Source organism: Citrobacter sp. S55_ASV_140, assembly GCF_018919505.1.
Taxonomy (GTDB): domain Bacteria; phylum Pseudomonadota; class Gammaproteobacteria; order Enterobacterales; family Enterobacteriaceae; genus Citrobacter; species Citrobacter werkmanii.
In genome coordinates this window covers 1-12,503 of record NZ_JAHLQZ010000120.1, presented here as the reverse complement: position 1 = coordinate 12,503, position 12,503 = coordinate 1, and the positions used below count along the sequence as shown (strand labels likewise).

At 50.0% G+C, this 12,503-nt stretch carries 11 protein-coding genes and 1 pseudogene; 6 read left to right on the top strand and 6 right to left on the bottom strand.

Features of this window, described 5'->3' with window-relative positions; genetic code table 11:
- Positions 1-895, bottom strand: an 895-nt coding sequence (locus KQJ18_RS16360; RefSeq protein WP_216422311.1) for an Rpn family recombination-promoting nuclease/putative transposase, incomplete at its 3' end; no start/stop codon positions are given.
- A gap of 230 nt (positions 896-1,125) precedes the next feature.
- Between KQJ18_RS16360 and KQJ18_RS16355 the strand changes: the two genes are divergently transcribed.
- The 3 genes from KQJ18_RS16355 (at position 1,126) to mdtM (ending at position 4,207) form a co-directional block, all read left to right on the top strand.
- A complete protein-coding gene (locus KQJ18_RS16355; protein WP_038636922.1) occupies positions 1,126-1,941 on the top strand; it encodes an AraC family transcriptional regulator in 816 nt (271 codons plus the stop codon).
- 48 nt (positions 1,942-1,989) lie between these two features.
- Positions 1,990-2,640 carry a LysE family translocator gene (locus tag KQJ18_RS16350; protein WP_085048372.1) on the top strand — a complete coding sequence of 217 codons (651 nt, stop codon included), beginning with the start codon at positions 1,990-1,992 and terminating at the stop codon, positions 2,638-2,640.
- Positions 2,641-2,965: 325 nt separating this feature from the next.
- Entirely contained in the window at positions 2,966-4,207 is a 1,242-nt protein-coding gene (gene mdtM / locus KQJ18_RS16345) for a multidrug efflux MFS transporter MdtM (protein ID WP_038636916.1), read from the top strand.
- An 84-nt stretch (positions 4,208-4,291) separates the two neighbouring features.
- Here the strand turns inward: mdtM and KQJ18_RS16340 are convergent, their stop codons facing one another.
- The 3 genes from KQJ18_RS16340 to KQJ18_RS16330 all read right to left on the bottom strand — a co-directional run bounded on the left by KQJ18_RS16340 (position 4,292) and on the right by KQJ18_RS16330 (position 7,546).
- Entirely contained in the window at positions 4,292-4,852 is a 561-nt protein-coding gene (locus KQJ18_RS16340; protein WP_038636914.1) for a DUF1440 domain-containing protein, read from the bottom strand.
- 239 nt (positions 4,853-5,091) lie between these two features.
- Positions 5,092-6,282 carry a cystathionine beta-lyase gene (gene metC / locus KQJ18_RS16335; RefSeq protein WP_216422310.1) on the bottom strand — a complete coding sequence of 397 codons (1,191 nt, stop codon included), beginning with the start codon at positions 6,280-6,282 and terminating at the stop codon, positions 5,092-5,094.
- Between the two features lie 31 nt (positions 6,283-6,313).
- Positions 6,314-7,546 (bottom strand): dicarboxylate/amino acid:cation symporter, encoded by a 1,233-nt coding sequence (locus KQJ18_RS16330; RefSeq protein ID WP_038636908.1) that lies wholly within the window; start codon positions 7,544-7,546, stop codon positions 6,314-6,316.
- Between the two features lie 219 nt (positions 7,547-7,765).
- Here KQJ18_RS16330 and KQJ18_RS16325 point away from each other — a divergent pair, with 219 nt between their 5' ends.
- The 3 genes and pseudogenes from KQJ18_RS16325 to KQJ18_RS16315 all read left to right on the top strand — a co-directional run.
- The gene (locus KQJ18_RS16325) at positions 7,766-8,692 is read left to right on the top strand and encodes a LysR family transcriptional regulator (protein ID WP_137351346.1); all 927 of its coding nucleotides are present in this window, start codon (positions 7,766-7,768) and stop codon (positions 8,690-8,692) included.
- A gap of 75 nt (positions 8,693-8,767) precedes the next feature.
- Positions 8,768-10,048, top strand: a complete 1,281-nt coding sequence (locus KQJ18_RS16320; RefSeq protein ID WP_216422308.1) for a DUF445 domain-containing protein — start codon at positions 8,768-8,770, stop codon at positions 10,046-10,048.
- Positions 10,044-10,202, top strand: a pseudogene (locus KQJ18_RS16315) (MFS transporter); the annotation flags it as partial. The gene KQJ18_RS16320 and the pseudogene KQJ18_RS16315, both read left to right, overlap by 5 nt.
- Before the next feature lie 325 nt (positions 10,203-10,527).
- On the opposite strand, the gene KQJ18_RS16310 reads toward KQJ18_RS16315, so the two are convergent.
- Both KQJ18_RS16310 and KQJ18_RS16305 read right to left on the bottom strand, forming a co-directional pair.
- Positions 10,528-11,535 (bottom strand): porin, encoded by a 1,008-nt coding sequence (locus KQJ18_RS16310; RefSeq protein ID WP_199952556.1) that lies wholly within the window; start codon positions 11,533-11,535, stop codon positions 10,528-10,530.
- Between the two features lie 188 nt (positions 11,536-11,723).
- Complete coding sequence (locus KQJ18_RS16305; protein WP_042312608.1) at positions 11,724-11,927, bottom strand: hypothetical protein; 204 nt, start codon at positions 11,925-11,927, stop codon at positions 11,724-11,726.
- Positions 11,928-12,503 lie beyond the last annotated feature (576 nt).

Below are 12,503 nucleotides of genomic sequence, written 5' to 3'. Positions count from 1 at the left end.
TGCCATCTGCCAGCATGGTGCAAGCAATACGGAGCGCCTCAGTTCGCTGCCCCTCTATCAGCCCTTCTTGTTTACCTTCCTGTTTACCTTCTTGTTTACCTTCCTGCAGACCTTTTAGCCATCCTTTTTGAAAACCTGCCTCATGCAATCTGTCCGCGATCGTCATCAAATGCTCCTTATGCTGCGGTGAACGTTCAGCGACCCCACGAATAAACTCACTGAATCGAGGTGCATCGCCAGTTTGCAAAATATAATTAAACAGCGTCTTTATCTGGCTGTCATTAGTCAGTCCAGTAAGTAGCAGGGAAACAATTTGTTCAACAAGCCCCATAAGATCGCGCTGACGGATGTGTTTTTGAATTAACTCCAGCAGTGCCATACGCCGATGCTGTACAATTTCATCATCCGGTATGACTGTAATATCCACCAGTGGAAACGCCGCAGTATACAGCTGACGCGCCAACTTCGGGTTCGCAAACTCGTCCAGCCAGCACAGCGACCAGGGGTATGGACTTTTAGCGCCGTGATAAAACAGCATCGGCACCACCAGCGGCAATTGCTGGTGCCCGGCATCTAAGTGTTTCTGCATGGCCGCAACCGCATAGCGCATCAACCGGAATGCCATATGTGCATCCGGTGTGCTCTGGTGTTCGATCACTACATAAATATATCCATCCCCTTCCGTCGTTTTCACCGACCAAAGCACGTCGGAATAAGACGCGCGTAAATTCTCTTCAATGAAACTATCGGACTCGAGTTTCAGCGTCTGAAGGTCACAAAGTTCGCATAGCGAAACAGGAAGATGTATTTGCAGAAAATCCCGTGCGGTCTCTGGGTGACGTAAAAACGTTTTAAAGACCGCATCATGCGGGGTAGAAGTCGTTGCTTTACTCATGGCGATCCGTCACCTGGGAATAAGATGCCGTGAATGTAGCGCTGGTAAACCACACCCTCACCTGCAACTTTCTCTCTTTGCGAGGCGATTTCAGAGATAAAAACGTCCCTTTGTAACGTCCGCATTTATCTGGAACGTATCACGCAGAATCACGACCTCAATGCACATTCCCGCTTTTTCATCGCACACCCTGTGCTATAACAAATCATCACTTTCATGGAGGGCGCGATGTGACGCATACCCGGGATATTCCACAATCGTTCTGGCGTGACGCGCAGTTGCCGTGGCTGGAACTGCGCAGCACCTGGCGTAGTCATCAAGCCTATAAACGTCATCATCATTCTCAGCTCTCGGTTGGAGCGATTCTTGAAGGTGAGACGTGCTGCCAGTGTGATGGCAAAGAATACCTCCTGAGCTCAGGCGACCTCATTGTGATCCCATCGCTGGCACCTCACAGCTGTAACCCCGTGAATGGGCGGTTTCGCAGTTACCATATGCTCTATCTTGATGCCCGATGGTGCCTGGCCCATCTGCCTGCGCTGAGCAGCAATCAGCAGCTTTACCCACGCACTCCCGTTATCCGCGATCCGCAATTATTCCAGCGCTATTTGCGCCTCGTGGCGCTCATGCAGCGGCAACAAACGACACAGATAACCGATGCCGCGCAGGCACTGCTGCGCTCGCTGCCCTTGCAATCGGTAAAAGCGGAAAACCTTAGCGCTGCCAGCGCGTATCTGCGTGAACGGTTGCAGTCCTGTTTGTTTGCGCCCCCCTCGCTGGACGATCTGGCTTATGAATGCCACATGCGTAAAGAGACGCTGATCCGTAACTTTAAGCAGGACACCGGCCTGACGCCGGGGAGTTATCTGAATATCCTGAGAGTTAACTATGCCCGCCAGCGGCTGCGTGCCGGGGACGAAATTGCGGATGTCGGCTACCAGAGCGGGTTTGCCGACCAGAGCCATTTCCATCGCACCTTTGTGCGCTACACCGCGGCTACACCGCGTCAGTATGCATTAGGACGATCAATATCAGACAATAATTAGCGCGGCATCAGGCGTAGGGTGAACTCGGATTCCTTCTCTGAGGTCACTATGTCACTGCTTGCTGAACTTTTTCCGTCTGCGTTTCCCGCGCTGGCGCTGGCGCATTTTGTCGCACTCCTTAGCCCGGGTCCGGACTTCTTTTTACTGGTCGGCTATGCCGTACGTTACCGGATGCGCGGCAGCGCCGGGCTGTGCGTGGGGATCGCCATCGGCAACGGGCTGTATATCCTGCTGGCGATTATCGGTTGGGGGATCCTGCGTCAGCTTCCTCTGCTGTTTACAGTTATTGAGCTATTGGGCGCACTCTATTTATTGTGGATTGGCAGTCTGCTGATACGCAGCCGTCCACAAACTCTGACCGGAGCAGACGCCCAGTCGACCTGTCCAGGATTTGGCAAACAGCTGCTGCTGGGGTTAGCTTCGTCACTACTCAACCCTAAAAATGCGTTGTTTTATCTGGCGCTAATGACCGCCCTGCTCGGCCCGTCGGTGACGTTGCTGCAACAAAGCATGAGCGGGATATGGATGACCAGCGTGGTGCTGTTCTGGGATCTGTTGATCGTCATGTTCATCGGTTTACCGCAGATCCAGCGACGCTTAACCAGAGGGATATTGTGGGTAGAGCGTATCGCCGGCGGCGTACTGATCATCTTCGGTTGTGCCATCGCGCTGCGTTTTTTGCAAAACATCTTACTCTGATAAACGTGGCGATTTTCTGCAAATAAACCGGATAAACTCGTTTAATTAATATCCAATCCACATTACACTGCAAATGGTTGCTACCCGTTCAACTTACTCTTCTTGAGGTGCGATGTGCTGATTGTTACCTGTAATCGTTACGCTTTCTGACCCTGCGTTAGTGAGCGTTTCTCCTGTTTGCGCTTCACGCCGACAGCGTTTTTGATTACATGAAATTCAGTACATTTGCAGTCTGCTTTTATTCTGTCATCGACCTGACGTCTTAAAGACGGTATTGAATTTCGTTATTCCCGTTGAGGGTTTTCTCCCGACAAGGAGCTGTTTTATGCAACGGATTCTCGCGTTTTTCTCCCAACGCGCTACGACGCTATTTTTTCCTATTGCGTTGATTTTGTATGATTTCGCCGCCTATCTGTCGACGGACTTGATCCAGCCCGGCATCATTAATGTCGTACGCGATTTCAACGCCGATGTCAGTCTGGCGCCCGCAGCGGTCAGTCTCTATCTGGCTGGTGGTATGGCGCTGCAATGGTTGTTAGGACCGCTTTCCGATCGGATTGGCCGCCGTCCGGTACTGATTGCGGGAGCGCTAATTTTTACGCTCGCCTGCGCTGCCACATTGTTCACCACCTCGATGACGCAATTTCTGGTCGCCCGTTTTGTGCAGGGCACCAGCATCTGTTTTATCGCCACCGTCGGCTATGTCACGGTGCAGGAGGCATTTGGGCAAACAAAGGCTATTAAGCTGATGGCGGTAATCACCTCCATTGTGCTGGTGGCGCCGGTTATCGGCCCGCTTTCCGGAGCCGCGCTGATGCATTTTGTACACTGGAAGATCTTGTTTGCCATTATCGCCGTCATGGGGCTTATCGCACTCATTGGACTCACGTTAGCAATGCCAGAAACCGTCCAGCGTGGCGCGGTGCCGTTCAGTGCGCGCAGCGTCTTACGTGATTTTCGCGACGTTTTCCGCAACCGGGTGTTCCTGTTTGGCGCAGCCACGCTGTCGTTGAGCTATATCCCGATGATGAGTTGGGTGGCAGTCTCACCGGTGATCCTCATTGATGCTGGCGGCATGACCACATCCCAGTTTGCCTGGGCGCAGGCGCCGGTGTTTGGCGCAGTGATCGTCGCCAATATGGTGGTCGTCCGCTTCGTGAAGGATCCGACCCGGCCACGCTTTATCTGGCGAGCGGTTCCCATTCAGTTGAGCGGGCTGGCGGTATTGATTGCTGGCAATTTACTGTGGCCGCACGTGTGGTTGTGGTCAGTACTGGGGACCAGCCTGTATGCGTTTGGCATTGGAATGATCTTCCCAACGTTATTCCGCTTTACACTATTTTCCAACAACTTACCGAAGGGTACGGTTTCGGCGTCGTTGAATATGGTGATCCTGACGGTGATGGCGGTTTCTGTCGAAATTGGGCGTTGGTTATGGTTCAACGGCGGCAGGATTTCGTTTCATCTGCTGGCGGTGGTGGCAGGTATTGCCGTCGTGTTCACGCTGGCAGGCTTACTGAAGCGCGTACGCCAGCATGAGGCAACCGCATTAGCCGCAGAGAGTTAACCTTCTACGAACTGCCCCCATTCGTGAACACTGATATTGTGTTTAGCGGTTGGGGGCAATCCATCATTGTGCATCTACTTTTAATCATCTGACGAGAGATAACGGAACTTCCGCATCGGGTTCATGCGTGATCCGATTACGCAGGTCGCGGCGAATCATTTCAATGACCCAAAACCAGAAAATATGCCCAATAATTTCCGACACATATTCATCAAATGGTAGCTGAGACAAGGGCGGCGAAAGATGTAGTGCGGGAATGAAGATGCCATGAACTGCCACCGTCACGATTAAACCTGCCAGTACCCCCTGCCAAAGTTTAACTTTTGGAAAAATTTCAGCTGCAACGCAATACCCGACTGCAAACACTAATGAAAATATGATGTGCGTAACCATAACCGGATTAATCACATGTTCAGAAAAGGTATAGACCGTTTGCGTGGGATCAATCCCCAAATAGTCTCTGAGAAAAAGGTACGGAGGATTAAACTCATTTCTTCCCAGAGAAAATGTCCTGGGTGGAAGAGGAACTTCGGCCCCCCACTTAACAAATGCAGAAAGTACGCCAGAAACGATGCCGACTAACACGGCAACGCCATAATGGCGGCGTTCAGTTGGTGTCCTCGTGAATAAATCTTTCAGCTTCATAACTCATCATCCCCTCTGTGCCAGTAACCCTAAAAATCAGTAACTATGCTATCCAGGAGGGATGATAAAAATCGTGATTAAGATTATCCTTGATAAAAAATGATCTAAAATGACTGATTATGAGTTAATTTGATTGTAAATATAACGTCACCGCGTATGTCATGCAGGCGTTTTATCCGGCCTACTGGGTTACGTAGGCCGGATAAGGATCAACGCCATCCGGCAGCGAGTCTGTCACCTCACGCGATGCGCGCAAACCCCGCTTCCAGATCGGCAATCAGATCGTCAACATCTTCCAGACCAATATGCACCCTGACCAGCGTGCCGCTGAAATCAACCTCTCCGGCCGGGCGAATGCTGTTCAGCTCTTCCGGTTGATTCGCCAGAATGAGTGACTCAAAACCGCCCCAAGAATAAGCCATATGGAACAGCGAGAAATTATCGAGGAAATTCGCCATCTGCTCGTCGGTCAGTCTCTTTTTCAGCACAAACGAGAACAGGCCTGAGCTTCCGGCAAAGTCACGTTGAAAATACTCGTGTCCCGGACATTCCGCTAATGCAGGATGATTCACCCGCGCCACTTCCGGCCTTGCCGACAGCCAGCGAGCAATGTGAATACTGCTCTCCTGATGCTGCTTCAGACGTACCGCCAGCGTACGTAATCCTCGGCTACCGTTGTAGGCTGTATCGGCATCCAGCGTTTGCCCCATCAGATAGGAGTTCTCTCGCAAACGGTCCCAACAGCGGGCGTTAGACACCGCCGTTCCCAGCATGCCATCCGAATGGCCTATGGTGTACTTGGTTCCTGCCTGAATGGAAATATCCACCCCGAAATCCAGTGCTTTGAAGAGAACACCCGCCGCCCAGGTATTGTCGATCATAATGACAATCTCCGGATTCACCGCGCGGATAGCCTTCACCATTCCCGGTACATCCTGGACTTCCATCGTGATAGAACTTGGTGATTCGAGGAACACCACCTTCGTTTCGGGACGCAGAAGATCAACGATCCCAGCCCCAATCAACGGATTGTAATACGTTGTTTCCACGTTAAATTTACTCAGGATCTTATTGCAAAAATCCTGAGTTGGCTCATAGGCCGCGCCCGTCATCAAAATATGATCGCCGCTTTGGACGAACGCCAGAATCGCATTGGTCACCGCTGCTGCTCCACACGGATACAGCGCGCAGCCGACACCGCCTTCCAGCTCACTCATGGCTTTCTGGAAGGCAAAATGCGTATAGGTTCCGCGACGACCGTAAAACAGTTCGCCGTTAGCACGGTTGGCGGTGGCAAATTTCTTATCCTTCACGGTATCGAACACCAGCGAAGAGGCGCGTTGGATCACCGGATTCACCGCTCCCTGGGTATAGCGTTTGTCGCGACCAGCAACGACCAGATGCGTTTCAAGCTTCATAGCGTCTTTCATAACTTCTCCTGTTCTTAATCCGTGTGAAAACCTATACCACCGCAGCAGTAGAGTTTATTTCAGTGTTGGTCTGCTTTTTTCCAGCGAACCGTTCGACAATCTGTGCCGCATTCAAATCATGGATGACGTTAATCAATGTAGCTGGCGCATCGGTAATGGTGCCCAGTACCACCAGCATCGGGATCGCTTCCATCGGCAGACCCAACGTGGTGACGATAAAGATCTCGCCAAGGAACGCCCCACCGGGTACGCCGCCGACGATAATGGCGGAGAGCACCGCAATCAGCATCGTCAGGAAGAAGGTTTCGGTGGTGAACTCCATACCCAGCACGGAATAGATAAAGACAATTTTCAGTGCGGCTATCATCGCCACGCCGCCTTTATTCAGGTTCACCAGCAGCGGAATAGAGACATCAACGATTTCCGGGTTGATCCCCATCGCTTTACCGGCGCGCAGTGTCACCGGTAGCGTACCCAGCGAAGAACAGGTCCCCAGCGCGGTCGCAGAGGGTTCAATCGCGTTACGCCAAAAGGCTTTTACCGCCGGAATACCGCCGCCAATGTACGAATAGAGAATAGAGCCAAAAACAAAGTAGACCAGCGTAGCAACCATAAACAGGCCAATGGCGCGGGCAAAGGTTAGCAGCAGAGCAGAGTCCTGGCTGGCCATGGTGGCGGCGAAGTAGCAGCCCAGACCAATCGGCGCAACCTTCATGATGATTGAGACGATCTTCATGATCACCGTGTTGGCATCTTCCAGCAGTGAGGCAATGCGTTTCCCAGCCTGATCCGATTGGCCAATCGCCACACCCGCAATGATCGCCATCACGATCAGCGCCAGGATATTGGACTTAGAAAACAGTCCAATAAAGTCGCTGGTGGTAATCATGCTCACAAAATCCATCTTGCCGCTGCCCGCCTGCACGGACTGCGAGAGATCGATAGTGACGCCCTGCGCCGGGTTATACCAGAGCGCCAGCGCGACGATCCCGGCCGCCGGAATAAAGGCCATCGCGATCGAAACAATAAAGATAATCGCCATAATGCGTCCCAGCCTTTTCAGGTCGGTCATACTGGCGATCGAAGACATAACGCTGATCCCCACCAGCGGCACAATAATCATAAATAACAGGTTTAAGAATATCTGACCTATTGGCTGGAGTTTACCTGCCAACGATGGGGCATAAATACCTAATAAGCCGCCAATCACCAGAGCAACTAATAAAATAATCGACGATCTGTAGGGTTCGAGTCGTGACCACATAATCGGTACCTTTAGAATAATAATTAATGAGATTAAATTCACAATGTGATGAGTTGCCGTTGCGCCTCCTGTTATTTTGTGACGTAACTCACCTAAGTTGTTATTTTTTCATTTTGCCAGTAAGTTGTTTCCTGTGATTCAATAGTTGCATGTTTAAAAGCCGAATGTAACGGCCTATTCGTACCGTTTTTGCAAATCACTTGTGAATTAAAGGAAACTATGAGTACGCCGATTTCACTCAAGCATCTGGAATTTTTTACGAAAATCGTCGATTGCGGGGGGCTGTCAGAAGCCGCGGCGCAGCTCAATGTCTCGCCGTCTGCGGTCAGTAAAAGCCTGGCCGCGATGGAAGACACGCTGGGGACGACGTTAATTAAACGCACCACCCGCAGTATTACCCTGACCGACGCCGGGCAATATCTCTTCAACCGCGCTAATAAGCTTTTGAAAGAATTCGATGAAACGCTGAATACCACTTCCGGTTATTACCACAGTCCACAGGGTGAATTACGTATAACCTGCTCAATTGCGTTTGGTTATTCCCGACTGGTGAACCTGGTGGATAAATATCGCGCTCAGTTCCCGGATGTGAATTTATATATCGATCTCAACGATAACTTCGTGAATCTGAACGAAACGGATTTCGACATCGCTCTGCGCATTTCTACCGCGCCGCCGCAGAACTATGCCATGCGCAAGCTGGTGCCTGTCCGCTGGGCGTATTGCGCCTCACCCGGCTACCTTGCCAAAAAAGGCATGCCCCAGCGCCGCAGCGATCTGGTCAACCATGATTGCCTGGTGTATCCGGGTCTCACGCCAGTGCTGAAAGTGGCTGATGAACATGATCGTCTGCATCAACTCAAACTGCATATGCCGATCCAGGCCAATAGCAGCCTGGTATTACTGAAGTCGGTACTGGAAGATCAGGGCGTGGCGTACTTGCCGACTTACCTGATTGGCGATCATATTCAAAAAGAAGAGATAACGCCGTTGATGCTCGACGGCACGATTACCTGTGAAACTCATGCCCTGTATGCGCTCTATTTTCCCAGTAAGTACAGCAACCCCAAGGTACGATCGTTTATCGATTTTCTGGTAGCGGAACTCGGTCCCTTACCTGCCTGGGACAACTGGATCCCGGAGTAAGATCTGGTCGCCTAAAAACGAGGGCCGCACCACATTTTTTGCACGATCCTGTCGTCTGGCTCTATTCTTAAGCCTATGAATAAAATTGCTGAACTCAAACGCGCCAAACGACTGGCGCTCTCATTGCTGCTGATTGCCGCCGCCACTTTCGTTATCACGCTGTTTCTGCCGCCTAACTTCTGGGTGCTCGGAATCAAAGCGATCGCTGAAGCGGCGATGGTCGGCGCACTGGCGGACTGGTTTGCCGTGGTGGCGCTTTTTCGCCGGGTGCCGATCCCTTTTATCTCGCAACATACGGCGATTATCCCGCGCAATAAGGATCGGATCGGGGAAAATCTCGGTCAGTTTGTGCAGGAAAAATTTCTCGACACTCAGTCCCTGGTCGCGCTGATCCGCCGCCATGAACCGGCGCTGTTGATCGGGAACTGGTTCAGCCAGCCGGAAAACGCCCGACGTATCGGCCAGCACCTGCTGCAAATTATGAGCGGTTTTCTCGAACTGACCGACGACGCCCGCATTCAGCGGCTGATCAAGCGGGCAGTGCACAAGGCCATCGATAAAGTTGATCTCTCTGAAACCAGCGCATTGATGCTGGAAAGCATGACCAAAAACAATCGCCATCAGGTGCTGCTCGACACGCTGATCGCCCAACTGATCGCTCTGCTGCAACGCGATAGCTCGCGGGCATTTATCGCCCGGCAGATCGTGCACTGGCTGGAGACCGAACATCCGCTGAAAGCGAAGATCCTGCCGACAGAATGGCTGGGCGAGCACAGCGCCGAACTGGTTTCTGACGCCGTAAACTCTTTGCTGGATGACATCAGCCACGATCGCGCCCATCAGATCCGCCACGCCTTCGATCGCGCGACGTTTAAGCTCATCGATAAGCTCAAACACGATCCGGAAATGGTCGTGCGAGCGGAAAGCCTCAAAAGCTATCTGAAAGAAGACGAAGCCTTCAACCGTTATCTCGGCGAGCTGTGGGCAGACCTGCGTCAGTGGCTGAAAACCGATATCAACGCCGATGATTCTCGCGTGAAGCAGCGCATTGCCAATGCCGGGCAGTGGTTCGGTGAAACGCTGGTTGCCGACAGCGCCCTGCGCGCTTCATTGAATGGGCATCTGGAGCAGGCCGCGCATAAGGTTGCGCCGGAGTTCGCCGCCTTCCTGACGCGCCACATTAGCGACACGGTGAAAAGCTGGGATGCGCGCGATATGTCACAGCAAATTGAGCTAAACATTGGCAAAGATTTGCAGTTTATTCGCGTCAACGGCACGCTGGTCGGCGGTTCTATTGGGCTGCTGTTATATCTGCTGTCGCAAATTCCTTCCCTGCTGACGCTGGCGAATCTTTAAGGGGACCACCTCGCTGGTGATGCCCCTCGCCCGTCAACTTAGCGTGCCGCGCAATATTAATCTGCTGGGAAGCGGCGCTCAGGCCATCATTAACGCCACGCTGCGTGGTGCCGTTGCGTTGTTTATTGCTGCGATTATCAGCCTCACGCAATGATATAAACAGCGATTCGCTAACCCTAAAAGGGTATAAATTCATTACCAGGTCTATTCAAACCAGTCCGTTATTTAATGTCAACATTTAATAAATGTATAAATAACCAACAAAATACTCATCAGGAAATTTATAAACTCACTTTAAAATGCGTAAAAATGGACATGTTAATTCAACATCAACACCATCTTCAGAAAACACATATATTCTGGTTTAAAAAAATCGCCCGCTTTAATAATCCTGATCGGTTTAATTTGATCCATTAAAAGCAGGCAGATGTAAAAAAGGCGTCTTACAAAAGACGCCTTTTACATATTATCACAACAAATTAGAACTGATAGGTCAGACCCGCAACAACCTGGTTGTCGCCGTCAGCGCCATCAAGCAGGTTAATTTTATAACCTACATCAGCAACCATATTTTTGTTGAAGTAGTAGTCCGTACCCAGCGCCACATATTCGGTCAGATCATTATTATTGTTGTCACGCGTATGGACATAAGCCACGTTCGGACGCAGACCAAAATCAAACACATACGCAGCCATTGCTTCAAAGTGCTCAGCTTTGTCCGCATCCTGAATCAGGTTGTGGGACTCACCATACATCGTCGCTACGTAGATGGCGTTAGCATCATACTTCAGGCCAGCACCCCAGAACTCTGCGTTTTCGCCATCCCAACCATTCTGTTTCTGCTGAGCAGTCACTGAACTGGTGGTGTAGGCCGCAATCGCAGACACGCCGGAATCGGCGATATTATCGTAGCCCAAGGAGAAGCCGTAGCCATTGCCATGCTGTTTCGTTGGATCCTTATCGGTATCATCCTGACCCTGATATTGCGCGCCAAGGCTCAGGCCATCAACGGCACCAAACAGATTTTTGGTGCGGAGTGTTGCAACGCCAGAAGTGCGTGTAGTAAGGAAGCGGTCAGTATTTTCATAGGAGTCACCGCCGAACTCTGAAAGAGTGTCAGTGTAAGCTCCCACGTCGTAAGCGATACCGTAGTTACGACCGTAGTCAAAGCTAACGTCATGGCCATAATCCAGACCAGCAAACGCCAGACGTGTATTAACACCATTCTGAGAACCTTCTGCTTTAGCGGCATCAAACTGACTTTCAAACTGACCATAGCCAGTCAGTTGATCGTTGATTTGAGTCTCACCGCGAAAACCCAGACGTGCGTAGGTGCCGTCAGCATCGGTGCCGTCAGTCCAGGAGTGGACCGCTTTTACTTTGCCGTACAAATCAAGTTTGTTGCCATCTTTATTATAAATTTCCGCTGCATGAGCGGCAGTGATGCCTAATGCCATCACTGCTAATACCACTGCTGACTTTTTCATATTTTTACTCACTTTTAATTGTGAATTTTGCTATCAACTTTGTTATGAAGGCAGAAAGTCCTCATAAAAAAGCCCCCTGAATACCAAGGGGAGAAATCAAAAACACACCAATAAAGGCAATAATGAAGTGGCAATAAATAATTCACTACTCAGATTTCATTCAAAATCCGGAATAAGGTCAGCCAGGTTTACTCTTGATTCTCGCCCTGGTTAATAGAACGATGTAGCATTAACGCCTCAGCGATAATATCTTGTTTACTTTTTCGCGTTTCAAATGCCAGCGTTCGGACATATTCCCACAGAGAATTATCAACACGGGCACTTAAAAGAACCATATCTTTAGATCGGGTACCCCTGGCTTTTCGGATATCGGGATAATCTCGAGAAGGCATCGTCATCATCTCCTGAACGCAATAAGACGCTTATGGCGATGAAATATGCAGTCAGTATAAAAACATGTCAACGGTAAAAAACATTCACAATCGTAATAAAACTGTTAATAAAGCGAGGTAAAATGGAACGATATTTCAAGTGAAAGATAACTTGTTTATAGAATAATGTGTAATTTTAACTTTACATATATTCATTTTTATTCATTTGATTAAAAACGCATGAAGCATTGACACGAATTATTACACTCAATCAAAACATCATTGCAGCCAATAAGTTACATACCGTTATTAATGTCTACTTTTATGCGAACTGCTTGTTTTTATGTACTGTTATGCAAAGCGGTTCTACCCAAACCACTGCCGGAATCACTTTGATTCTCACTTAATGCTGACCTGTTTTGTCTAAAAATAAGCACGAAAAGGTAAAAATAAGGTAAATAACCCATTTTTTCGCATGCAAAATTAAGTTGTTTTTAATTGATATAAATCAATTTACGTCGTGTAAAGACGGCGAAAAAATCCCGGCTGAGGCGCCAGACAAAATTTTTTATGTCCAATTCAGCACGATAAAAGGGG

Bases quoted from the DNA above. Each gene is read 5' to 3' on its own strand.
- KQJ18_RS16325 (WP_137351346.1), top strand. From the start codon at position 7,766: ATGAGTACGCCGATTTCACTCAAGCATCTGGAATTTTTTACGAAAATC.
- KQJ18_RS16310 (WP_199952556.1), bottom strand. From the start codon at position 11,535: ATGAAAAAGTCAGCAGTGGTATTAGCAGTGATGGCATTAGGCATCACT.
- KQJ18_RS16350 (WP_085048372.1), top strand. From the start codon at position 1,990: ATGTCACTGCTTGCTGAACTTTTTCCGTCTGCGTTTCCCGCGCTGGCG.
- mdtM (WP_038636916.1), top strand. From the start codon at position 2,966: ATGCAACGGATTCTCGCGTTTTTCTCCCAACGCGCTACGACGCTATTT.
- KQJ18_RS16340 (WP_038636914.1), bottom strand. From the start codon at position 4,852: ATGAAGCTGAAAGATTTATTCACGAGGACACCAACTGAACGCCGCCAT.
- KQJ18_RS16320 (WP_216422308.1), top strand. From the start codon at position 8,768: ATGAATAAAATTGCTGAACTCAAACGCGCCAAACGACTGGCGCTCTCA.
- metC (WP_216422310.1), bottom strand. From the start codon at position 6,282: ATGAAAGACGCTATGAAGCTTGAAACGCATCTGGTCGTTGCTGGTCGC.
- KQJ18_RS16330 (WP_038636908.1), bottom strand. From the start codon at position 7,546: ATGTGGTCACGACTCGAACCCTACAGATCGTCGATTATTTTATTAGTT.
- KQJ18_RS16305 (WP_042312608.1), bottom strand. From the start codon at position 11,927: ATGCCTTCTCGAGATTATCCCGATATCCGAAAAGCCAGGGGTACCCGA.